We start from the raw sequence: 23,332 nt of genomic DNA, 5'->3' as shown, positions 1-23,332 counted from the left end.
ACCAAGGCACTCAGCGCAGAATGACATTTGCCGAAAATCTCCCTGCTTCAGGTTCGACGTTTTATCGAGATGCATCGCGCTGAGCGGAATCAAGGACGATTTTTAACTGAGGAAGTTGCGAATCCTGCACAGCATGAGTAAAGCCTTTTCGCCTGTCGCCATGGCTGCAGCGAACAAATGTTTCGAGGTAGTCCGGTAATGTCTGTGCAGGATAAAGCATGATTGAGTTTGATGGCTTCGACCTGATTACTGAGACCGTTTCTCCCTGACCCACAGGTGTAGAGGTAACTATGTAATGGTCCGTGGACATCGACATTCTGATAATCTGATTTTCTAGGCGAGCGGTCTCGGAAGCGCTTAGTGCGTCAATAGGTCCCCTTTTAGCTTGACCCAGAACAGACTTCGTTACTTCATTTCCACCAATCCTAACTACAGCAATAAGTGCGAAATCGGCGCCACACCACTTTTCGGCGGAGCCTCTACCGATGCCATTCACGGACGTACTCTTAAGTTCAAGATAGCCATGCGGCCCGTTGTATACGACCGCATCCAGTTTTCCGAGAAGTGCCGCTATGTAGTTTGGCTCCTGTTGGTATCGAGACGGTTCAAGTCGTTGGAGCGCAGTGCTCACATGCTGCGTTAACGCCACTTTTATATCGGGGTGCAGATTGAGGAGGGCCATGCCGCAGTATCGTTAAACGGCTAAGTTAGTGCAACGCTTCTGCGTGACCGGAGTTTGGTTTGCCAGACCTCGAGGCTCAAGAATGCGGCCTCACTACCGAGCCGTAAACCCAACCGGCAACAACGGCGGCCCCGTCCGGTACATATCCACGTAAATCGTGATCGTCTTGCTGCCTCCGTCAACCTGAATGTCGTACACATCCAGCAGCCCACCACCTCTGGGGAGCGACTTGTCTTCGTACTCGCAGCAGGCGCCCCGGCGCTCGTAGGTGATGGGTTCGCCTTTTGGTCCTCGCAATGAGTTGAGGTACAGAAGATGAAGCCGGGTGTCGTAGGGGCCTGTTCTGATGGCGTTTGCGGCGGAGTAACCGTAGCCAGGGTCGGTGGCGGTTTGCAACTTGATGACGCGTAAATAGGGCGCCGTTGAATCTGATCGGCCGTTGGGGATGCCTTTTCCTCCTACGCGGGTGACGGAAAGAATCCTGGGCTCGGGGTTGCTTGCGCCTGGGCCGGGTTGGGTGGTCTGGCACCCTGCGAGGATTGTGGCGGTCAAGGCAAGAGCGACCAGGTGTGAAGAGCGGGAAACCAGCGCGTTCATAGAAGAGAGTCCTCTTTTTTAGTTTGATATAGGAGAGAGGTCAGCAGACGCAGCGGCCTCCCTGTAATGCCGGCCCTCACCGGCAACCCACAGCATACCGGCCACCCCGCATACGCCACCCGGCGTATTCCCCAATCCCCCTCCGGTCCCCAGAATCGGTTCATCGCTGTGTAAAAGCCCTGGTTTCCCCGGGTTTTGGCGCAGCGAAACGCGATTCACACACCTATCTACCGGAGCGAGGATTCACATGCAACAACGTCGATTTACCCTCAAGGCGATGACCGCCGCAGTCGCACTGGCAGGCCTTGGCGCCATGCCTGCCGCTTTTGCCCAGGCGGGCGGCACCATCAAGGTTGGCATCTTGCACAGCCTGTCGGGCACCATGGCAATTTCTGAAACCACACTGAAAGACACCGTGCTGATGGCGATCGAAGAGATCAATGCCAAGGGCGGCGTGATGGGCAAGAAGCTCGAGCCTGTGGTGGTTGACCCGGCTTCCAACTGGCCCCTGTTTGCTGAAAAGACCAAGCAGCTGCTCGGCCAGGACAAAGTCTCGGTCATCTTCGGTTGCTGGACGTCTGTGTCCCGCAAGTCGGTGCTGCCGGTGGTTGAAGAAATGAACGGCCTGCTGTTCTACCCTGTGCAGTACGAAGGTGAAGAACTCTCCAAGAACGTGTTCTACACGGGTGCGGCACCCAACCAGCAGGCTATTCCTGCGGTCGATTATTTGATGAGCAAGGCCGGCGGCGGCGCCAAGCGTTGGGTTCTGCTGGGCACTGACTATGTGTACCCACGCACCACCAACAAGATTCTGCGCGCCTACCTCAAGAGCAAGGGTGTCAAAGACACCGACATCGACGAGAAATACACCCCCTTCGGCCACAGCGACTACCAGACCATCGTGGCTGACGTGAAGAAGTTCTCGCAAGGCGGCAAGACGGCTGTGGTGTCCACCATCAACGGTGACTCCAACGTGCCTTTCTACAAAGAGCTGGGCAATGCCGGCCTGAAGGCCAAAGACGTGCCAGTGGTTGCGTTCAGCGTGGGTGAAGAAGAACTGCGCGGCGTGGACACGAAGCCCCTGGTCGGCCACCTGGCTGCGTGGAACTATTTCCAGTCGATCAAGAGCCCGGCCAACACCGAGTTCATCAAGAAGTGGTCTGCCTATGCCAAAGCCAAGAAGCTCCCTGGCTCTGACAAGCCTTTGACGAACGACCCGATGGAAGCCACCTACATCGGCATCAACATGTGGAAGCAGGCTGTTGAAAAAGCCAAGTCCACCGACACCGACAAGGTCATCGCCGCCATGGCTGGCCAGACCTTCAACGCGCCTTCCGGCATCGTGAGCAAGATGGATGAGAAGAACCATCACCTGCACAAGTCGGTCTTCATCGGCGAAATCAAGGCCGACGGCCAGTTCAATGTGGTGTGGAAGACGCCTGGCCCTGTGAAGGCCAAGCCATGGAGCCCATACATTGAAGGCAATGACAAAAAACCAGACGAACCCGTCAAGAAGTAAGCCATAGAGCTACTGCGCAACCCGATCTGGGCCTTGCAGTGCTCGCCGTACCTCTGTACGGCTCCGCGCTGCAAAACCCACCTCGGGCTGCTCGCTACGCTCTCTGGACCACTTCTTCAATGGCGTGGTTCTGGTTCTTCCAGTCTTGACGCCATTGGGCGTCTACGGTCCGGTTCTTGCTCTTGGTGAGTAAGACCGGTGCCCCCTCAGGAAGTTGCAGTCTGGGCGCAACGCGGTTGCGTGCTGTGCCCAACCTACAGGTTCTTCCCCTATGCTCCGTTACCCACTTCTCCGCTTACTCCTTCTTGCTACGCTTTTGATAGCTGCTCGCGCCCATGCCTTAAGCCCTGAGGAGGTAAAAGGCATGTCAATTGGCGAGACGGAGGCGCGTGTGGAGGCCTTGGGTAAAGCCGCCGCCAAGGCGGACGAGAAGACGGCTGCGTTCATCCAGGCGCTGTCTGACGACGCGGTGAAAACCAAGGGCGACAAGGTCTTCGTCGTGAAAGACGACAAAGCCTTTGACCCGATCACCGGCGCTGAGGTGCCGCTGCCGGCTGATGCCGAAGACGTGATCAACCCCAACCTGATGCGCAGCGAGATCGACAACGCGCTGGCCGCGTTGAAGCTGTTTTCCAAAGACGAGAAGCAGCGGCGCGATGCGATCAAGACGCTGGGCGGTGACAACGACGAAGCGCGGCTGCCGCTGATTGAAAAAGCCTACGCGGCTGAAACCGTGCCCGAGCTGAAGAACCAGCTTGAGCTGATGCGCGCCGCCATCATGCTGGGCAGCACCGACAAAGCCAAGCGCCTGGAAGCCGCCGCGCAGCTGGCCGGCAGCAAGAACCCCAATACCAAGACGGTGCTGATAGAGCGCCTGGGCACTGAGGCGGACGCCGACGTGAAGGTAGCCCTGCAGGCTGCGCTGGCAAAGGTAGAGGCATCACTGGAGTGGGGCAACAAGCTGGGCGCGATTTTCAGCGGCATCAGCCTGGGCAGCATCTTGCTGCTTGTGGCGCTGGGGTTGGCCATCACTTACGGGCTGATGGGCGTCATCAATATGGCGCACGGCGAGCTGATGATGATTGGCGCCTACGCTACCTACGTGGTGCAGGGCGTGTTCCAGAAATACTTCCCGGGCGCATTTGACTGGTATCTGCTGGCTGCGGTACCGGTAGCCTTTATGGCTTCGGCGCTGATGGGTGCGGCGCTGGAGCGCAGCGTGATTCGCTTCCTGTATGGCCGCCCGCTGGAGACATTGCTGGCCACCTGGGGTATCAGCCTGATGCTGCAGCAGCTGGTGCGCTCGATTTTTGGCGCGCAAAACGTGGGTGTTGAAAACCCGGTGTGGATGAGCGGCGGTGTGCAGGTGCTGGGCAATTTGTCGCTGCCTTACAACCGGCTGGTCATCATTGTGTTTGCGGTGGCGGTGCTGCTGGGCGTGGCCTGGCTGATCAGCCGCACGCGGCTGGGCCTGTTTGTGCGCGGCGTGACGCAGAACCGGCCGATTGCCTCTTGCATGGGTGTGAACACCGCCCGCGTTGATACTTACGCCTTCGCGCTAGGCTCGGGCATTGCCGGCCTGGCGGGCTGCGCACTGAGCCAGGTGGGCAATGTGGGGCCGGACCTGGGCCAGGGCTACATCGTGGATTCGTTCATGGTCGTGGTGCTGGGCGGCGTGGGCCAGCTGGCGGGCACGGTGTATGCCGCGATGGGCCTAGGCATCCTCAACAAATTCCTGGAAGGCTGGACGGGCGCCGTGCTGGCCAAGATTGCCGTGCTGGTGTTCATCATCATCTTCATCCAGAAGCGGCCTCAGGGCATCTTCGCGATGAAGGGCCGTTCGGCTGAAGCGTAAAGACGATGACTTCCATGACCCCCATGCCTCCCATCGTCAATCTCCCAGTCAAAGGCCCGCTGCTGACACGCACCGGCTGGAGCGCCTTCATGATGGCGCTGATCGCCGTCTGCGCCATTGCGCCCATGCTCAACCTGTGGGTGCCCGAGGGCAGCGTGTTCCACATGAGCACCTACGCCGTGGCGCTGCTCGGCAAGATCATGTGCTACGCCATCTGCGCGCTGGCCATGGACTTGATATGGGGCTACACCGGCATCCTCTCGCTGGGGCACGGTGTGTTCTTTGCACTGGGCGGCTACGCCATGGGCATGTACCTCATGCGCCAGATTGGCCGCGACGGCAATTACAAAAGCGACCTGCCCGACTTCATGGTGTTCCTTGACTGGAAGACCTTGCCCTGGCACTGGACTTTCAGCGACAGCTTTGCCGCCACCCTGTTTCTGATTGTGGCGGTGCCGGGCATCATTGCGTTTGTGTTTGGCTTCTTTGCGTTTCGCTCGCGCATCAAGGGTGTGTATTTTTCCATCATTACCCAGGCCATGACGTTTGCGGCCATGCTGCTGTTCTTTCGCAATGAAACCGGTTTTGGCGGCAACAACGGCTTTACCGACTTCAAGCGTATTCTCAACATCCCGATTGCCACGCCGTCGATGCGCATGACGCTGTTCATCATGACGGGCCTCACGCTGCTGGGCTTCTTTTTGTTTGCCAAATGGCTGGTGGGCAGCAAGTTTGGCCGCGTGCTGCAGGCTATTCGCGATGCTGAAACGCGTGTGATGTTCTCGGGCTACAGCCCGCTGGGCTACAAGCTCACCATCTGGGTGATTTCGGCCATCATGTGCGGTGTGGCCGGTGCGCTGTATGTGCCGCAGGTCGGCATCATCAACCCGAGCGAGATGAGCCCGGCCAATTCGATTGAAATTGCCATCTGGGCCGCAGTGGGCGGGCGCGCCAGCCTGATCGGGCCGATTGTGGGTGCCTTTATTGTCAACGGCGCCAAGAGCTGGCTCACGGTGGCGTATCCCGAATTCTGGCTGTACTTTCTGGGGGCACTGTTCATCAGCGTCACGCTGTTCCTGCCCGATGGGGTGGTGGGCCTGGTCAAGAAGCTACGCAAAGGCGGTGCGAAATGACCCCCGACCTTCTTGAACAGGGCGCGCGCCGCATTGAAGAACGCCTGGCTGCACTCGAAGCTGGAAAGAGCAACACCGAGTCCGGTGGCCGCAGCGCCAGTGGCCGCCGCATTGCCCACGCCAGCGGTGAGGTAGACGTTACCCACGGCCGTATCCTGTACCTGGAAGATGTGAGCGTCAGCTTCGACGGCTTCAAGGCCATCAACAAGCTGAGCCTGGACATTGCACCCGGCGAGCTGCGCTGCATCATTGGCCCCAATGGCGCCGGCAAGACCACCATGATGGACATCATCACCGGCAAGACCCGGCCCGATGAAGGCACGGTGTTTTTCGGCAGCACGATTGACCTGCTGCGCCACAAGGAAGCCGAAATCGCCCAGCTGGGGATAGGCCGCAAGTTCCAGAAGCCCACGGTGTTTGAGCAGCTCACCGTGTTTGAAAACCTGGAACTCGCGCTCAAGACCAACAAGGGCGTGAAGCATTCGATGTTCTTCAAGCTCGATTCAACACAAAGCGACAGGCTGGCCGAGATCCTGGTGACGATTCACCTGGCAGACAGTGTGGGCCGCATGGCGGGAAACCTGAGCCATGGGCAAAAGCAGTGGCTGGAGATCGGCATGCTGTTGATGCAGGACCCGAAGCTGCTGTTGCTTGACGAGCCGGTGGCTGGCATGACCGATGAAGAAACGGCACGCACGGCAGAGCTGTTCTTGACACTCAAGGGCAAGCATTCGCTGATGGTGGTGGAGCATGACATGAGCTTTATCAAGACGATTTCGGAGATCGTGACTGTGCTGTGTGATGGGGCTGTGTTGGCGCAGGGGACGCTGGACCAGGTGCAGGCGGATGAGCGGGTCATCGAAGTCTACTTGGGACGTTGAGGACACACCATGCTGAACGTCAAAAACATCAACCAGTACTACGGCGGCTCCCACATCCTGCGGGACGTGAGCCTGGACGCTCACCTGGGCAAGGTTACGGTGCTGCTGGGCCGCAACGGTGTGGGCAAGACCACGCTGCTCAAATCACTGATGGGCCTGATCCCCATCAAGACCGGCACGATTGAATTCAACGGCAAACCTGTCCAGGGCAACACGCCGTATGAGCGCGCCCGCGCAGGCATCGGCTTTGTGCCGCAAGGCCGTGAAATCTTCGCACGCCTCACGGTGGAAGAAAACCTGCGCATGGGTCTGGCCTACAAAAGCGCGAGCACGCCGATTCCTGCCGAGCTGTATGAGCTGTTTCCGGTGCTCAAGCAAATGCTGAACCGGCGCGGTGGTGACTTGTCGGGTGGGCAGCAGCAACAGCTGGCCATTGCGCGTGCACTGGCGGCCAAGCCCAAGCTGTTGATTCTTGACGAGCCCACCGAAGGCATTCAGCCCAGCATCATCAAGGACATCGGCCGCGTGATCCGCATGCTGGCCGATCGCGGTGACATGGCCATCTTGCTGGTGGAGCAGTACTACGACTTCGCGCAGGAACTGGCCGACGACTACCTGGTGATGGAGCGCGGCGAATTCATTGCGCGCGGCCAGGGCAAGGACATGGAAACCAACGGCGTGCGGCAGCTGGTGGCGATTTAAGCAGGGTGCCTGTCGTCGCCTTGCGTCAAAGCCCGGTTTGTCCGGGCTTTTTTGTGCCTGCAGGCATGCCGATATTCGTATCAGTTCCGCGAACGTAGAATCGCAGCGGTCGCCGAAACAAACCGGCAAAAAACAATCAAAAAAAGGTAGATGCCGATGGCGTTGCTTGCGTTGGACAACTGGCTGATCCAGACGAAATCTCATGCGGGCCTGTCGGGCTTTCGCCGCTTTTTGGTGGAGTTTGGCTGCTTCGGCCTCAAGGAAGCCAGGGCCTGCCTCTTTGCCGGGCTGTTCTTTGCAGCGGTGTTCCTTGTGCCGCGGGCAGGCGTGGCCGGTGTTCCACGCTACGACCTGCTGCTTTTGATAGCGCTGCTGATTCAAGGCTGGATGGTGCTGGCCAAGCTGGAAACCCTGGATGAGCTGAAGGCCATCTGCCTCTTTCACGTGGTGGGGTTTGCGCTGGAGGTCTTCAAGACTTCCGGGTCCATCCAGTCCTGGAGCTACCCGGACTTTGCCTATACCAAGGTGTTTGGCGTGCCGCTGTTTTCCGGCTTCATGTATGCGGCGGTGGGCAGCTACATCATCCAGGCGTGGCGATTGTTTGACCTGCGCATCCGGCATCACCCGCCTTACTGGATGGGCGTGGTGATTGCATTGCTGATCTATGGCAACTTTTTCGCGCACCACTTTTGGGGCGACTACCGCTGGTACATCGCCGCCTGCCTGGGCGGTCTGTATGCCAGGTCCACGGTGATCTTCCGGCCCTATGACCGGGACCGGAGTATGCCCTTGCTGCTGGCTTTTTTGCTGATCGGCTTCTTTATCTGGGTGGCTGAAAACATCAGCACGTTCTTCAGCCTGTGGCACTACCCCAACCAGCTGGGCGCCTGGTCCCTTGTTCATGTGGGCAAATGGAGTTCCTGGTCACTGCTGGTGGTCATGACCTTCACCATCGTGGCCAACCTGAAGCATGTGAAGGCGCGCATCCATGTCCCCGACTGAGACAGGCGCTTCCCGCGTGAAGCTGCGCTTTGACCGCGAGGCTGCACTCTGGGCGGTCTTCATCTTCATCATTGAAGTGCTGATCGCGACTGTGTGGTCACACCACCGCTGGCTGCGGGGTTTTGTCGGCGACGTGCTGGCTGTGGTGTGGGTGTACCTTTTGCTCAAGACCGTGATCAAGGCCAACACCCGCAACCTGGCGCTGGTGGCGTTTGCGGTGGGTTGCCTGGTGGAGCTGGCCCAGTATGTGGCCAGCGTCAACGGCTGGCACGTGCAGAACCGGGTGCTGAAGATTCTGCTGGGTTCGGTGGCTGACTGGATGGACGTGCTGGCCTATGCCTGCGGATTTCTGCTGATTTTGGCGCTGGAGTTTCTGCTGGCCCGCTGGAAGGCTGCCAGAAGGCCGATTACTCCGATTGCGCCGGTTACTTCGAGCGAGAGATGATCTCTTTCATGCGCTGAAGCCGGGGTGCCGTCATCGGCACCGTCAGCATGGTGCTGGCAATGGCCATCAGCAACAGGGCGGTGAAGGTCTCGTTGGTGATGATTTTCTTGCCCAGCAGGATGTTGACAAAGATGATCATGATCAGGCCCTTGGTCTGCAGCAGCCAGCCGATGATGGAGCCTTCACCGGGCGCCCATTTCAGCACTTTGCCTGCGATGTAAGTGCCCATCAACTTGCCGCCGACTGAAGCCACAAGCAGCACCGCCGCGGCGATAAAAACGGCTTCTCCGCCGACGGACCAGTTGGTGCGCAGCCCCGCACTGAGGAAAAACACCGGCATCATCACCAGCAGCACGTGATGGCGCAGCAGGTCCATGTGTTCCTGGTCGAACCACTCACCGTCGATGACGGCGCCGGCCAGGAAAGCCCCGATCATGTAGTCCAGCCCGGCCCATTCCGCGCCGAAGGCGCAGATGATCAGCCAGATCAAGCCGACGTACCAGCGGTCACGCTCGGGCAGCCACACCATGAGCTTGCGGAAGGCGTAGCTCACGACGCCGAACGCCACGAGGAAACCGACCTGGGTGCCCACGCGTTTCCAGTCCATCAGGATGAGCGCCAGAACGCCCCAGATCGCGATGTCGTCCAGGCTGGCGTAACGTATCAGGCGCTGGCCAACCGGTTGGCGCAGGATGGCGAGCTTGTCCATCAGCAGGATCAGCACGGGAAGCGCCGTCACGGCGCAGGCCATGCCGACACCCACCACAAACTGCCAGGGCATGCCTTGCGTGCCCAGCCACCCTGGGTACATCAGCATGCCTGCGGCCACGACGCAGCCCAACACCAGCGGTGTGCTTAGCGCCAGGCCGGCGGTGATGCCGCTTTCGCGCCGGTGTTCCCAGGTCTTTTTGAGGTCCAGCTCGATGCCGGCGATCCAGACAAACACCATGACGGCCCACCAGGCAATGCCGTTGAGCGACTGCACCACCGGCGCGCTGAAGACAAAGGCGTAGTAGTCAGGGTAGACCTTGCCCAGGATGCCCGGGCCCAGCAAAATGCCGGCGATCATCTGCACCACCACCAGTGGCGCGTAGTAGTCGGTTCCGAGAACCCGCCAGATCAGGTAGGGCGCCGCGAAGATGAGCGCCATGGCGATCAAATAGGTTTCGGTGGTGGTCATTGCGGAGTCCATGGTTCCCTTTGTTTTTATGCCTTCCGGCTCCGTGCCGGCGGCCAAGCCCCGCATGGTAGACCATGGCGGTGGCGCCGGTTGTAAGCGGCCTGCCTGTCGGTTACCATGGCGTCGGCTGGCCCCATTGCCAGCCACGTCGCTCGGACGGTTCCGGGCGCTTACGTGAAAGTTTCTTATGTCCGCCTCTTCTTCAGGCAAGCGCCGCTTTGCGCGCATTGACCGGCTTCCCCCCTACGTTTTTAACATCACGGCCGAGCTGAGAATCGCGGCGCGCCGGCGTGGCGAGGACATCATCGACATGAGTATGGGCAACCCCGATGGCGCCACGCCCGCGCACATCGTGGCCAAGCTCACAGAGGTCGCGCAGCGGCCCGACACGCACGGCTATTCGGCCAGCAAGGGCATTCCGCGGCTGCGGCGCGCCATTGCGCACTGGTACCAGAGCCGCTACCAGGTGGCGATTGACCCTGACACCGAGGCCATCGTCACCATCGGCTCCAAAGAGGGTTTGGCCCACCTGATGCTGGCCACGCTGGACCGCGGCGACACCGTGCTGGTCCCGGACCCGAGCTATCCCATCCACATTTACGGCGCGGTGATCGCGGGGGCCGACATTCGCTCGGTGCCGCTGACACCCGACACGGATTTTTTTGCCGAGCTGGAAAAAGCCATTCGCGGCAGCTACCCCAAGCCCAAGATGATGGTGCTGGGGTTTCCGTCCAACCCCACCGCGCAATGCGTGGAGCTGGAGTTTTTCGAGAAGGTGATTGCACTGGCGCGCAAGCACGACATTTTTGTGGTGCACGACCTGGCCTATGCCGACATCGTGTTCGACGGCTGGAAGGCGCCGTCCATCATGCAGGTGCCGGGCGCCAAGGACATCGCGGTGGAGTTTTTCACGCTCTCCAAAAGCTACAACATGGCGGGCTGGCGCGTCGGCTTCATGGTGGGCAACCCCGACCTGGTGGCGGCGCTGGCGCGCATCAAGAGCTATCACGACTACGGCACCTTCACCCCGCTGCAGGTGGCGGCGATTGCCGCGCTGGAAGGCGACCAGCAATGCGTAAAGGACATCGCCGCGCAATACCAGGCGCGGCGCGACGTGCTCTACAAGGGCCTGACCGAAGCGGGCTGGCCGGTGGACTGCCCCAAGGCGTCGATGTATATCTGGGCGCGCATTCCCGAGGCTTACCGCAAGCTGGGGTCGCTGGAGTTTGCCAAGCAGCTGCTGGAGAAGGCAAAGGTGTGCGTGTCACCCGGCATCGGCTTTGGCGACCACGGTGACGACCATGTGCGCTTTGCCTTGATCGAGAACGAGGCCCGCATCCGCCAGGCGGTGCGCGGCATCAAGGCCATGTTCAAGGCGGATGGGGTGCTGAAATCCGCACAAACCGATAAGCAGGAAGGCTAAAAAAAAGTGGGCCGCAAGCGGTCCACTTTGACATGACTCAAGACCGGCACCAAAGGTGTCGGCGCTGTTTTTTTCAACTGCCGGTGGCGTTGGGCGTGTCTTTTTCTGCGATACCGGCTGTGGCTGCCAGCAGTTTTTTCTCCAGTTCGGCACGCTCCGCAATCTCCCGTTCCAGCAGGTCGTTGACGTGTGCCAGCTCTTCCGCGGAGCTCTGGATTTTGTCTTCGAGTTCCGCGGTTTTTACCAGCGCCATCGCAACGTCGCCTGTTTTGACCGCGGGTGGAATTTCTTTTTCGAGGACCTTGTTGATCAGCAGCAGTTCTTGTGCGGATCTTTCCACTGTGTCCTGCACGGCATCGTTTTTTTCGAGCGCTCGCGCCAGTTGTGGCTTCTCGGGCGAGGTGTTCTGGGGTTTTTGCATGGATGCTTTCGTGGCGGGTGACGTGGCGGGTAATGGCCGGGGGAGCATGGAGACGGCGTCCCGCAGTGGACGCGCGATAGTCCCCCTCATCATGCACGCGAAATCCGTTGACCGGGTGGACTTTACGGGAGGATTACCTGTGTTTGGCGGCGAATGAAATATGCGTCGCCTGGAGAAACCGGCGATGTGGAAAACCTGCCCATAAAACGCACACAAAAAAGAAGTGGGCCGCAAGCGGCCCACCTTTGCTTCTGCTCCATCCGGTGAATTCATCAAACCCCGGCGGAGCGAGTGGCAACTGGTTATTGCGGCGGTGAGGCGACGGGCGCCGGGATCACCACAATGTCTGTCGAGGTCTGCGGCTGCACGCGAACGTTGGTGGCGCCCGGGGGCACTACAACGGTTTCTACCTGGCGCACGACACCGCCGCCGGCGACGCTGCCATCAGCCTTGCCGTAGCCCACGATACGGGCCTGGCAGGCGACCTGGTCTTCGCCCTTGAAGACATCGCAGCGCTTCAAGGCATTGGCGGAAAACTGTCCATTGGCGTTGTCGACCTTGCCGGCGCGTTTGGCGGCGTTGGCGTTCTTGACTTCAGTGATACAGGTTGCCCGGTCTTGCTGGGTCTTGCCGTTGTTACAGGCGGCCATTTCGCTCCTGGCGTCACCCGTGGCGTCGATCCCGGTGGTGCCGGAAGCAATCTGGGCCGCGGCACCCAGGGAAAGCAGGGCGGCAGCGCCGAAACAGGCAGCAGTGCGCGCAAGGCGGAAATTCAGGGATGAGGTCATGGTCAAACTCCTTGTTCGAAACTCGATGGATATCGATAAATGGAGTCTGGGCCGCTACCTGAAACGGCCATGAAAGGAAAAGGTCCGGGTAAGCCGTGCCCTAAGCCCATTCGCCTGTAGGACAGGTCTTTCAGCGGCTGTTGAGGCCGGGGCTCGCGCGGCTAACTAAAGACTACAAAACCCGTTGAGCTGCGGGGCCGGCGTAACGAATTTTCTGAAGATGTTTTTTTGTACAGCCTGCGTGAGCAGCTGCAGAACTACATCGACCAGATGCGCGGGGTGGAGGGCGCCAGCTGCCAGAGCTGTGTGCGCCAGGCTTGCCAGACCTGCTTGAGCAAGGCCATGGCAGGTTCAACCACTGGCGACAGCACACGGACGACGACGACCTGCCCGTCGGGGCTGGTTGCACCGGCGCTGGCACTCAGCGCGTGGGCCTGCATCACCTCACGTGCGCAGTCCAGCGCCAGCTGGCGGCGATGGCGCTCGAGCTTGCTGCCCGCCACAAAAAAAAGTGACGCGAGGCAGCGGTTGCCGGCCATGCCGAGCGGGCTGTTCATCAGCAAGGTGTCTGCGGCATCCATGCGTGCGCGCTCGAGCCAGACGCCGGGCATTTCGATGTGCTGGCGAAAGCTGCCGCTCTCGAACGGCAGGCTGGCGGCGGGCAGGCCCAGGGCGGTGACGTCCCAGCCGATCAGTTCGGCACCGGGCGCCAGCGTCATGGTCAGGTGGTTTTCGGCAAGGCAGCCGTTGTAGCAAATAGCCTCCAGCGGCAGCCATTCCATGCGGGCGCCGGCCTGCAGGTCAAGGCGGGTGCGCTGCAGGGCGGGCTCGCCGGCGGAGCGGTAAAAGCGCGTGGCGCCGGGCGTGGTGATGAGGCCGTGTGTGCCGGGTGCTGCGCTGAAGGCCAGGTCCAGCGTGTCGCCGCCGACCAGGCCGCCGGGCGGGTGCACGATGACGTTGTGGCAAATCGCGTCGCCTTCGGGGTAAAGACTTTGCAGGATGCGCAGGGGGCCGCTATGGCGAAAGTGGGCAAGGGTCTTGCCGGCCTGGTGGGTGTAGTCGAGTGCGAGGGTCGCGTTCCAGGTCATGGGGCAAGTTTAACGCGGGCAGGCAGCCTGGCTTTGCTATCAATTCAGGAGCTGCTCGCGCAGGTTCTGTATGCGCCGCAGCCTCTTTTTGCTTAAATTTTGGGCTCGAGAAGCGTTTTTTTCGTTTATCAGGCTTCTCGGAGGCTTGGAAGGCTTCGGAGTCGGCGAAAGGCAGCAGGGTGATGCCCCTTGCGCCTTTCGCTCCTCTTTTGCCGACTGCTGGCCTGGGGGATCAGCTTGTGACTTTCTCTTTAGCTTCCTTCACCCGCGCGGCCAGGTGGTCCAGCGCTTCCTGCACCTGGTCGACCAGGATCAGGCAGAGGTCACCGGGTGACAGGCGCGAAAGTGCGGTGTCGATGGCCAGAAACTCGCCGCGTATCTCGTCAATCTGTTTGGTGCGGCGGGCTTTGTCGAGGCCTTGGCGCAGCAGACCCATAACTTCACCGTCTGCGCGGCCGCGCTGAGCGGCGTCCTGGTAGAGGATGACGTCGTCGAACGCGCTGCCCAGGATGATGGTCTGGTCGCGGATGTCGCTGTCGCGGCGGTCGCCGGCGCCGCTGATCACCACGCTGCGGCGCTGCCCTGGCGTGGCCGGCATGGCGTCAACAGCCGCCACCAGGGCGCGCATGGCGTCAGGGTTGTGGCCGTAGTCGGCGATCACCGTGGCGCCTTTGTAGTCCATGACGTTGAAACGGCCGGGCGCGTTGTGCGCGTCGTTCACAAAGCTGGAAAGCCCGCGCTTGATGGTGTCCCAGTTGATGCCGGCGCCCCACGCGGCCGCGACGGCGGCCATGACGTTCTCGACCTGGAAACTGATGGTGCCGCCGCGTGTGACGGGCACGCCCTGCAGCGCGATGCGCTCGACCCAGGCGCCTTCGGCGGCGACCAGCATGGCGCCGTCGACGTACACGGTGCGCTTGCCCTGCGCGCGGTGCGTGGCCATCAGCGGGTGGTGGCGGTCGGCGGCGAAAAAGATCACCTTGCCGGGGCAGGTGGCGGCCATGTCGGCGACTATGGGGTCGGCGGCATTGAGCACTGCGTAGCCGGTGGTCGAGACGTTCTGCACGATCACGCGCTTGAGCACGGCCAGGTCTTCCACCGTGGTGATGTAGTTCAGGCCCAGGTGGTCGCCGCTGCCGATGTTGGTGACAACGGCGACTTCGCAACGGTCAAAGCCCAGGCCTTCGCGCAGCACGCCGCCGCGGGCGATCTCGAACACGGCCGCGTCGACGTCAGGGTGCATCAGCACGTTGCGCGCACTCTTGGGGCCGCTGCAGTCGCCGCTGTCGGTTTGCCGCCCGTTGATGTAAACGCCGTCGGTGTTGGTCATGCCGGTGCGCAGGCCGTCGGCGGCCAGCAGGTGGGCAATCAGGCGTGTGGTAGTGGTCTTGCCGTTGGTGCCGGTGACGGCAATCACCGGCACGCGGCCGTTGTCGCCTGGGGTAAAAAGTTCGTCGATCATGGCCGCGCCCACGGCGCGGCCCTTGCCGTACGAGGGCGACAGGTGCATGCGCAGGCCTGGCGCGGCATTGACTTCCACGACGCCGCCGTTTTGTGTCTCCAGCGGGCGCAGCATGCTTTCGCACACCACGTCGACGCCGCAGATGTGCAGGCCGACCATTTGCGCCGCAGCCACGGCGCGGGCGGCTACAGCCGGGTGTACGTCGTCGGTCACGTCGGTCGCCGTGCCGCCCGTGCTCAGGTTGGCGTTGTTGCGCAGGATGACGCGCCGGCCTTTGGCGGGGATGGATTCGGGCGTGAGCTCCTGTGCTTCCAGGCGGGCCACCGCGATGTCGTCGAAGCGGATTTTGGTGAGCGAGGTGGAATGGCCTTCGCCGCGTTTGGGGTCCTGGTTGACGATGTCGACCAGCTCACGCACGGTGTGCAGGCCGTCGCCCACGACCTGTGGCGGCTCACGCCGCGAGGCGGCCACCAGCTTGTTCCCCACCACCAGCAGGCGGAAGTCGCTGCCGGGCAGGAATTTTTCGACCATGACTTCGCCGTATTCGGCGGCGGCCTTCCAGGCGGTGTCCAGGTGTTCGCGCGTGGTGATGTTGACGGTGACGCCCTTGCCCTGGTTGCCGTCCAGCGGTTTCACGACTGCCGGCAAACCCACTTCCAGGGCCGCGGCCCAGGCATCGTCCGTATCGGTGACCGGGCGGCCCAGCGGCACGGGAACGCCGGCCGCGCGCAGCAGTTTTTTTGTGAGGTCTTTGTCTTGCGCGATGGATTCGGCCACGGCGCTGGTGGCGTCGATTTCCGCGGCCTGGATGCGCCGCTGTTTGGAGCCCCAGCCGAACTGCACCATGCTGCCTTTGGTGAGGCGCCGGTAGGGAATGCCGCGTGCCACGGCGGCGTCGACAATCGCGCCGGTGCTGGGGCCGAGGCGCTCGTCTTCGTCGAGTTCGCGCAGTTGGGCAATCGCGGCGTCCAGGTCGAAGGCGGTGTCGCGCAGGGCGGCGTGGATCAATGCTTGCGCCAGCTCAAACGCTAGCCGGCCGACGGTTTCTTCGCTGTACTCGACCACGACCTGGTAGGTGCCCGCTTCAACAGTAGAGGCGGTATGGCTGAAAGTGAGGGGGCAACCGGCAGCCGTCTGCAGCGCCAGCGCGGCGGCTTCAAGCACATGGGCCAGTGAGACGGGGCCTGCGTGGCCGGTCTGCCGGAAGGCGCCCATCTCGGGGAACAGCGAGCGCACGCGCGGCTCAAAGCCTGGCAGACCAGTGATATTGCACTCCACCGCAGTGCAGGCAACGATGGCTTCGAGCGCCGTGTGGCGGCTCCAGAGGTTGGGCCCGCGCAGGGCCCGGATACGGGACACTTCCATTACTCGGCACTCCCGGCGGTTTTAGGGGTGGTTTCAAAGGCTTCCATGCCGGCGCCTATCAAATTGAGGGGGATGCCCAGCGCCCAGGCGGCGCCCACGGCGGCCAGCAGTCCACCCTCGGACAGTCCGCGGCGTTCGCGCCAGGCGGCAAGCTTGCCGAGGCCCGGCAAAAAAGCCTCGCTGGCACCGGTGGCCAGCACGACCTGGTCCTGGCGCAGGTAGAGCGCACGGCCGCCTTTGGCGCAATGCGCCGCAATGGCCTCGGCCTTGGGGTCGGTGCTGTAGAAAATGACTTCGCCGTCGCAGAGCTCCTGCATTTCGGCGATGCGGGGATCTGCGGCATTGAGCACGGCGGCGCCGCCGGGCAGCACCACATCGACCTGCGAGCGCATGACCTTGTACATCTGGTCGGCTTCGGTGATGTCGAATTCGGCCAGGCCTTCGGCGCCGCCCAGGTCGGTAACAACACCCACCTGGCATTTGTCATAGGGCAGGCCGGTGCGCAAGATGGTGTCGGCGCCGTTTTCAAACACGGCCGCCTGCACGGCGCGGTTGATCAGCAGGCGCTGGCCGGCTTCCCAGTTGGCGCAGTTGGATGCGTCCACACAGCGTTGGTCCAGGAACAACCCACCCTGGCAGGCCAGGCCGGTGTGCCGGCCCGACAGGTGCAGCAGCCAGGCCACCAGACGCGCCACGCGCTGGTTGTCGCTGGAGCCGGCAATGCCGACGATGGGAATGCGGCCGTCAGGGCTGTCGGAGTCGGTGGCGGGGAAAAGGTGGTCGCAGATGGCACGGCCCACCGGGCGCGGCGCGCCTTCGGCCGGCTTGAGGTGCATGAGGAGGCCTGGGCCGGCGTTCACTTCAACGATGGCGCCGCCTTGCTCGTGCAGCGGGCGCGAGATGTCTTGCGCCACCACATCGACCCCGGCGATGTCCAGGCCCACCACGCGGGCGGCCAGCGACACGATGTGGTCAACGTCAGGGTGAACCTGGTCGGTGCAGTCGATGGCCACATTGCCGTTGCGCTGGATCAGCACCTCGCGGCCCACGGCCGGTATGGCTTCGGGGCTCAGCCCTTGGCGCTGCAGATCAAGAATGATGGCGCCGTCACTCGCCGTGTTGATGCGGCCCAGCGGGAAGTCTTCACCGACGCCGCGGCGCGGGTCGGTGTTGAGCTGTGCGTCCACCAGCTGCGAGACGGTCGAGCTGCCGTCGCCGGTGACCCAGGCCGCCTCGCCGCGCGCGGCGGCGACCACACGGCCGCCTACCACCAGCAGGCGGTGCTCATTGCCGCGTACAAAGCGCTCGACCATGACTTCGCTGCCATGCCGGGCCGCAACCTCGAACGCACCTTCGACTTCGGCCCGCGTTTTGAGGTCCAGCGACACGCCCCGGCCATGGTTGCCGTCGGACGGCTTGACGACCACCGGCAGGCCGATGTCTTCGGCCGCTTCCCAGGCTTCTTCGGCTGTGCCGACGATCTGGCCTTCAGGCACCGGCACGCCGCAGGTGGCCAGCAGGCTTTTGGTGAGGTCCTTGTCGTGGGCGATGCCTTCGGCGATCGCGCTGGTGAGGTCGGTTTCGGCCGTCCAGATGCGGCGCTGGCTGGCGCCGTAACCCAGTTGCACCAGGTTGCCGTCGTTCAGCCGGATATGGGGAATGCGGCGGTCGGTGGCCGCGGCCACGATGGAGGCCGTGCTGGGGCCGAGGTAGCAGTCGTCCACCTTGGTCCGGATTTTCTCGACGGCGGACTGCACGCCGGCCTGGCCGTAGTCTGTGCCGTTGATGGCGGCCATCAGCAGGCGGTGGCCTTCGGCCAGCGCGGTGCGGGCCACCTGCTCGTCGCGGGCGCGGAACACCATGCGGTAAACGCCGCGCTGGGAGGTGCTGCGCGTCTGGCCGAAGCCGGTCGGCATGTCGGAAAGGTTCAGCAGCTCGATGACCACATGCTCCAGCACATGGCCGGACCAGGTGCCTTCCAGCAGGCGCTGGATGAAGCCGCCGCGCTCGCCCACGCCGCAGTGGTGTTCGACGAGGGCCGGCAGCAGGGCGACCAGGCGGTCATTGAAGCCCGGTAACAGGTTGGAGGGGAAGTCTTCGAGGCTGCCGAGGTCCAGCCAGACTTCCAGCACGGGCCGATAGGTCCAGATGTTGGGGCCGCGCAGGTAATTGATGCGCAGCAGCTTGATGTCGTCCTGTGGGCTCATTTTTCGCAAAATTGTCGGCAGGGTTAGGCCTTGGTACCCCCGGGGGCAAGCCTCGGCCCTGGCCGATGGATTTCAGTGTGAGGCCTGTCAAGGTCTCGGTGGGTCCCTGTGTCTCGTTATGTTGTTGTTTTTGTCTCGGCGATGGCCGCCAGGGGTCGATTTTGATGGTTCCGTCATTTTCAGGGGGTTGATATGGTCAAACCGGTCGCTTCAGGCCGCATTCGGCGAAAATCCCTGTTTCGGGCCTATTCGCACAACTACGAAGAACCTGCGAATACCCTGCCGCGCCAGATGCGGGACGCCAAGATTTTCCACAACACAATGCAACACAACCACCCGGCAGACGACTCCAGCCCTACCGACCCTGTTCTGGCAGGGCTTCGCTCACAACTTGCAACCCAAGAGAACGTTTTGTGCACGCTGGTGGTTGACCTGGATAACCAACTTCATTTCGCCCGGGGCCTGCTGGCCCTGACGGACCGCCGGCTGCTGGCCTGCAACCCCGAAGGCGTATGGGCCAGCTGGCCCACGGCGGACGCCGCCGGCACCGTATTGCAAGGGCTTTCACTGCGCCATTTCGACCATGCCGGCGTGGGTACGCTGGAGCTGCATGAAGCGGGCCGGCGGCTGGCCAGCTGGCGGTTTACCCTGGGTGCCAATGTGCAGGCCCTGCGCCTGGTGCGCCTGTTTGCCCAGCAGCAGGCCCCGGCGGCGGGCGATGCCACGGCACTGGCCGAGGACACAGCCCTGTGCCCCGAGTGCGACCTGCCGCTGCCGCCTGACAGCGAAGAGTGCCCGGCCTGCGCACGCGAGTTGCACACGCCGCCTTCCACCTGGGTGCTGCTGCGCCTGTGGCGGTTTGCCGATCCGTACCGCTACCAGCTACTGGCCGGTTTTTTGCTGACTTTGGCCTCCACCGCCGCCACGCTGGTGCCGCCTTACCTCACGATTCCGTTGATGGACGACATCCTGATACCGTTCCAGAACGGCCAGAAGATTGAGCCCTGGAAGGTGGGATTGCTGCTGGGTGGCCTGCTGGGCGCGGCCGTGCTGGGCTGGGCGCTGAACTGGGCGCGTACCTATTTGCTGGCACTGGTGTCCGAGCGCATAGGCGCTGACCTGCGCACCGCCACCTTCGACCACTTGCTGGAGCTCTCGCTGGACTACTTTGGCGGCAAGCGCACCGGCGACCTGATGTCCCGCATCGGCTCGGAAACCGACCGCATCTGCGTATTTTTGTCGCTGCATGCGCTGGATTTCGCGACCGATGTGCTCATGATCGTGATGACCGCGGTGATCCTCATTTCCATCAACCCCTGGCTGGCCGTGGTGACCCTGCTGCCGCTGCCGTTTATCGGCTGGATGATCCATGTGGTGCGCGACAAGCTGCGCACCGGTTTTGAAAAAATCGACCGCGTCTGGTCGGACGTGACCAACGTGCTGGCCGATACGATTCCGGGCATCCGCGTGGTCAAGGCCTTTGCCCAGGAAAAGCGTGAGGCCCAGCGTTTTCGTGAGGTCAACCAGCACAACCTGGCGGTCAACGACAAGCTCAACAAGACCTGGTCGCTGTTCACGCCCACCGTCTCATTGCTCACAGAAGTCGGCCTGCTGGTGGTCTGGGCTTTTGGCATCTGGCTGGTGTCGCGCCAGCAGATCACGGTCGGCGTGCTGACGGCTTTTATCGCCTACATCGGCCGCTTTTACGGCCGGCTCGATTCGATGAGCCGCATCGTTTCCGTCACGCAAAAGGCCGCCGCCGGCGCCAAGCGCATTTTCGACATCCTCGATCATGTCTCCAACGTGCCCGAAACGGCCAGCCCGGTGAAGATTGGCGCGCTCGAAGGCCGCATCGACATGAAGAACCTCGGGTTCCGTTACGGCAACCGCTCGGTCATTCGCGGGCTCGATCTGCAGATCCGTCCCGGCGAAATGATCGGCCTGGTGGGCCACAGCGGTTCGGGCAAAAGCACGCTGGTCAACCTGATCTGCCGGTTTTACGACGTGAGCGACGGCTCCATCAGCGTGGACGGCACCGACATCCGCCGCTTCGGTGTGGCCGACTACCGCCGCAACATCGGCCTGGTGCTGCAGGAACCGTTTCTTTTCTTCGGCACGATTGCCGAAAACATTGCCTACGGCAAGCCGGGCGCCACGCGCGCTGAAATCGTCGCGGCCGCGCGTGCCGCCCATGCGCATGAATTCATTTTGCGGCTGGCCCAGGGCTACGACTCGCTGGTGGGTGAGCGCGGCCAGGGGCTGTCGGGCGGTGAGCGCCAGCGCATCTCGATTGCGCGTGCCTTGCTGATCAACCCACGCATTCTGATCCTCGACGAAGCGACCTCGTCGGTAGACACCGAAACGGAAAAAGAAATCCAGCGTGCCCTCGACAACCTGGTGCAGGGCCGCACCACGATTGCCATTGCCCACCGCCTTTCAACGCTGCGCAAGGCCGACCGCCTGGTGGTGATGGACCGCGGCCAGGTGGTGGAAGTGGGGCCGCACGACGAATTGATGGCGAAGCAGGGTGCTTACTGGCGGCTGTACGAAGCCCAGGCGCGGCAGGTCGACAGCGAAGAGGGCGGCGAGGAAGTCGAGCAAAGCCGCATCGCACTGGCCACCTCGCAACTGGCCCACACCGCGCAGCACACCGGCAACCGGTGAGCCAAGGATTGCACATGACAACTTCTTCTCATTTCTCTTCCACTTCATTTTCCCTGGAACGCACGGCGTCGGGCCGGCTGGTGTTCGTCGATGCCGGTGGCCAGCAGCATGCTGGCGTCGTGCCGGTGCGGGCCTTTCCCCTGGCCGCGCCCGATGAAGGCATTTCACTGGTCAACACCGAAGGGCACGAGGTTGCCTGGGTGGAAAACCTGCAGGCATTGCCGGCGGATGCACGCACCTTGCTGGAAGAAGAGCTGGCGCTGCGCGACTTTGTGCCCGAGGTGACGCGGCTGAAAAGCGTTTCGACCTTTGCCACCCCCAGTGTGTGGACGGTGGAGACCGACCGGGGTGAGACGTCTTTTGTGCTCAAGGGCGAAGAAGATATTCGCCGTTTGGGGCGCACGGGGCTGCTGATTGCAGGCAGCCAGGGGGTGCAGTACAGCGTGCGGGATATGACGGCGCTGGACCGGGGGTCGCGGCGGTTGTTGGAGCGGTTTCTTTAGGCCGGGTCTTGCTCCGGCCTTTGTGCGTTTTGCTGAGGGCTGTTGGCCGGGGGTAGCCCGGCAGCTACTCACTTTTCTTTTGCTTCGCCAAAAGAAAAGTAAGCAAAAGAAAAGGCGACCCTGCTGTCTGCGTCCCTGCGCTTCGCTACGGGCAACCTGTGGTGCTCGGTCCAGGCGGGGTCTCGCTCGAACTCGCCTTCGGCTCAGACAATCGCGATCCCTGATCCGCCTGAACCTGCGCTCCTCGGCGCAGACAGAAGGGGGTGGAGGCAGGAATACCAAACAACCGAAGACAAAACCCGGAATACCAGAAGAAACCAGGACTCGCCCTGGCGAGTCCTGGTTGGTATTTGTCTTTGGTATTCGGTCCCCGTTCCCGATTGGCCCTTGTGGATGCGCCGAGGAGCGGAGGTCCAGACGGATCGGGGCAAAAACTCGTTTGAGCGAAGCGAGTTGTTTTTGACCCCGGCTGGACCGAGCACCAGGCTGCCCGCAGCGAAGCGAAGGAACGCAGGAACCAGGGTCGCCTTTTCTTTGGTGACTTTCTTTTGGCGAAGCAAAAGAAAGTTACTTGCATGCCGGGCAACCCCCGGCCAACAGCCCTCAGCAAAGAGCGCAAAGGCCGGAGCAAGACCCGACCAATACCTTAGCCGTTCTGCGACCCCCGATGCGCCCACGCCGTAGTGTGCTTCTCGACATAGCTAAACAACTCATACATCGCCATAGCCATCGCCCCAATCACCACCAACCCGGCAAAAGCCAACGCCAGCCGTTGCTGCGACCCGGCACTTTGCATGAGGTAGCCAATGCCTGAATCACCCGCAGTCATTTCAGCCAGTACCGTGCCGACAAAAGCCAGCGTGATGGCGACCTTGAGCGAGGCAAAGAAGAAGGGCATGGAGCGCGGCAGGCCGACCTTGACCAGCACGTCCCAGCGTTTGGCGCCCAGCACGCGCAGCACGTCTTCCAGCTCTGGCTCCAGCGTGGCCAGGCCCGTGGCCATGTTCACGGTGATGGGGAAAAACGAGATCAGGAAAGCCGTGAGGATGCCGGGGCCCACGCCGATGCCGAACCAGACGATGAGGATGGGAACAATCGCGGCCTTGGGCACCGCGTTGAAAGCCACCAGCAGCGGATAGACCGCGGCATAGGCCAGCCGCGACGAGCCCACCAGAAAGCCCAGCAATACGCCGACCACGATGGACAGGCCGAAACCCACCATCGTGACCCAGAAGGTTTTCCAGGCGGCTTCGGCAATCGGGCCCGCGAATTCGTGCATGGCCTGGGCAATGGCCAGCGGCGCGGGAAAGATGAACTCCGGCACCGAGAAACCGGCGCACACCGCCTGCCACAGCGCCACCACGGCTGCCAGTAACACCCATGGCGCCCAGCGTTCGAGCTGTTTGTTGTTCATG

At 62.1% G+C, this 23,332-nt stretch carries 19 protein-coding genes; 10 read left to right on the top strand and 9 right to left on the bottom strand.

Going from position 1 to position 23,332, the window contains the following annotated elements; genetic code table 11:
* Positions 1-61 precede the first annotated feature (61 nt).
* Together AC1DVV_RS12625 and AC1DVV_RS12620 are read right to left on the bottom strand one after the other, a co-directional pair.
* Positions 62-682 carry a hypothetical protein gene (locus AC1DVV_RS12625; RefSeq protein ID WP_477701807.1) on the bottom strand — a complete coding sequence of 207 codons (621 nt, stop codon included), beginning with the start codon at positions 680-682 and terminating at the stop codon, positions 62-64.
* Positions 683-775: 93 nt separating this feature from the next.
* A complete protein-coding gene (locus AC1DVV_RS12620; RefSeq protein ID WP_477707199.1) occupies positions 776-1,234 on the bottom strand; it encodes a hypothetical protein in 459 nt (152 codons plus the stop codon).
* 292 nt (positions 1,235-1,526) lie between these two features.
* Here AC1DVV_RS12620 and urtA point away from each other — a divergent pair, with 292 nt between their 5' ends.
* The 7 genes from urtA to AC1DVV_RS12585 all read left to right on the top strand — a co-directional run bounded on the left by urtA (position 1,527) and on the right by AC1DVV_RS12585 (position 8,816).
* Positions 1,527-2,798 carry an urea ABC transporter substrate-binding protein gene (gene urtA / locus AC1DVV_RS12615; RefSeq protein WP_457282107.1) on the top strand — a complete coding sequence of 424 codons (1,272 nt, stop codon included), beginning with the start codon at positions 1,527-1,529 and terminating at the stop codon, positions 2,796-2,798.
* Positions 2,799-3,069: 271 nt separating this feature from the next.
* Entirely contained in the window at positions 3,070-4,653 is a 1,584-nt protein-coding gene (gene urtB, locus AC1DVV_RS12610) for an urea ABC transporter permease subunit UrtB (RefSeq protein WP_477701805.1), read from the top strand.
* A gap of 14 nt (positions 4,654-4,667) precedes the next feature.
* The gene (urtC, locus tag AC1DVV_RS12605) at positions 4,668-5,786 is read left to right on the top strand and encodes an urea ABC transporter permease subunit UrtC (RefSeq protein WP_477701804.1); all 1,119 of its coding nucleotides are present in this window, start codon (positions 4,668-4,670) and stop codon (positions 5,784-5,786) included.
* Positions 5,783-6,667, top strand: a complete 885-nt coding sequence (gene urtD / locus AC1DVV_RS12600) for an urea ABC transporter ATP-binding protein UrtD (protein WP_477701803.1) — start codon at positions 5,783-5,785, stop codon at positions 6,665-6,667. Before urtC ends, urtD begins: the two co-directional genes overlap by 4 nt.
* Before the next feature lie 9 nt (positions 6,668-6,676).
* Positions 6,677-7,369, top strand: a complete 693-nt coding sequence (gene urtE, locus AC1DVV_RS12595; RefSeq protein WP_477701802.1) for an urea ABC transporter ATP-binding subunit UrtE — start codon at positions 6,677-6,679, stop codon at positions 7,367-7,369.
* 156 nt (positions 7,370-7,525) lie between these two features.
* Positions 7,526-8,371, top strand: coding sequence for a DUF817 domain-containing protein (locus tag AC1DVV_RS12590; RefSeq protein ID WP_477666024.1), 846 nt, complete (start codon positions 7,526-7,528; stop codon positions 8,369-8,371).
* Entirely contained in the window at positions 8,358-8,816 is a 459-nt protein-coding gene (locus AC1DVV_RS12585; protein WP_477701801.1) for a ribosomal maturation YjgA family protein, read from the top strand. Before AC1DVV_RS12590 ends, AC1DVV_RS12585 begins: the two co-directional genes overlap by 14 nt.
* Here the strand turns inward: AC1DVV_RS12585 and AC1DVV_RS12580 are convergent.
* Positions 8,797-9,996, bottom strand: coding sequence for a cation:proton antiporter (locus AC1DVV_RS12580; protein ID WP_477701800.1), 1,200 nt, complete (start codon positions 9,994-9,996; stop codon positions 8,797-8,799). The two genes, AC1DVV_RS12585 and AC1DVV_RS12580, sit on opposite strands and share 20 nt — an antisense overlap.
* A gap of 187 nt (positions 9,997-10,183) precedes the next feature.
* Here AC1DVV_RS12580 and alaC point away from each other — a divergent pair, with 187 nt between their 5' ends.
* Entirely contained in the window at positions 10,184-11,419 is a 1,236-nt protein-coding gene (gene alaC, locus AC1DVV_RS12575; RefSeq protein ID WP_457282100.1) for an alanine transaminase, read from the top strand.
* A gap of 73 nt (positions 11,420-11,492) precedes the next feature.
* Here the strand turns inward: alaC and AC1DVV_RS12570 are convergent, their stop codons facing one another.
* The 5 genes from AC1DVV_RS12570 to AC1DVV_RS12550 form a co-directional block, all read right to left on the bottom strand.
* The gene (locus AC1DVV_RS12570; RefSeq protein ID WP_457282099.1) at positions 11,493-11,840 is read right to left on the bottom strand and encodes a hypothetical protein; all 348 of its coding nucleotides are present in this window, start codon (positions 11,838-11,840) and stop codon (positions 11,493-11,495) included.
* Positions 11,841-12,142: 302 nt separating this feature from the next.
* Positions 12,143-12,628 carry a hypothetical protein gene (locus tag AC1DVV_RS12565; RefSeq protein ID WP_457282098.1) on the bottom strand — a complete coding sequence of 162 codons (486 nt, stop codon included), beginning with the start codon at positions 12,626-12,628 and terminating at the stop codon, positions 12,143-12,145.
* 257 nt (positions 12,629-12,885) lie between these two features.
* Positions 12,886-13,716 carry an urease accessory protein UreD gene (locus tag AC1DVV_RS12560; RefSeq protein ID WP_457282097.1) on the bottom strand — a complete coding sequence of 277 codons (831 nt, stop codon included), beginning with the start codon at positions 13,714-13,716 and terminating at the stop codon, positions 12,886-12,888.
* A 232-nt stretch (positions 13,717-13,948) separates the two neighbouring features.
* Complete coding sequence (cphA, locus tag AC1DVV_RS12555; protein ID WP_477701798.1) at positions 13,949-16,543, bottom strand: cyanophycin synthetase; 2,595 nt, start codon at positions 16,541-16,543, stop codon at positions 13,949-13,951.
* Positions 16,543-18,750, bottom strand: a complete 2,208-nt coding sequence (locus AC1DVV_RS12550; protein ID WP_477689157.1) for a cyanophycin synthetase — start codon at positions 18,748-18,750, stop codon at positions 16,543-16,545. Before AC1DVV_RS12550 ends, cphA begins: the two co-directional genes overlap by 1 nt.
* Positions 18,751-19,071: 321 nt before the next feature.
* Between AC1DVV_RS12550 and AC1DVV_RS12545 the strand changes: the two genes are divergently transcribed.
* Together AC1DVV_RS12545 and AC1DVV_RS12540 are read left to right on the top strand one after the other, a co-directional pair.
* Positions 19,072-21,414 (top strand): cyanophycin metabolism-associated ABC transporter, encoded by a 2,343-nt coding sequence (locus AC1DVV_RS12545; RefSeq protein ID WP_457282267.1) that lies wholly within the window; start codon positions 19,072-19,074, stop codon positions 21,412-21,414.
* Positions 21,415-21,428: 14 nt separating this feature from the next.
* Positions 21,429-21,917, top strand: a complete 489-nt coding sequence (locus AC1DVV_RS12540) for a cyanophycin metabolism-associated DUF1854 family protein (RefSeq protein ID WP_457282094.1) — start codon at positions 21,429-21,431, stop codon at positions 21,915-21,917.
* A gap of 646 nt (positions 21,918-22,563) precedes the next feature.
* Here the strand turns inward: AC1DVV_RS12540 and AC1DVV_RS12535 are convergent.
* Positions 22,564-23,331: an ABC transporter permease gene (locus AC1DVV_RS12535; protein ID WP_457280952.1), complete on the bottom strand. Its 768-nt coding sequence runs from the start codon at positions 23,329-23,331 to the stop codon at positions 22,564-22,566.
* Position 23,332 lies beyond the last annotated feature (1 nt).

The organism is Polaromonas sp. P3_B4 (assembly GCF_056402835.1).
The sequence above is the reverse complement of the archived record's forward strand: the minus strand, read 5'-3'. Positions and strand labels throughout refer to the sequence as shown.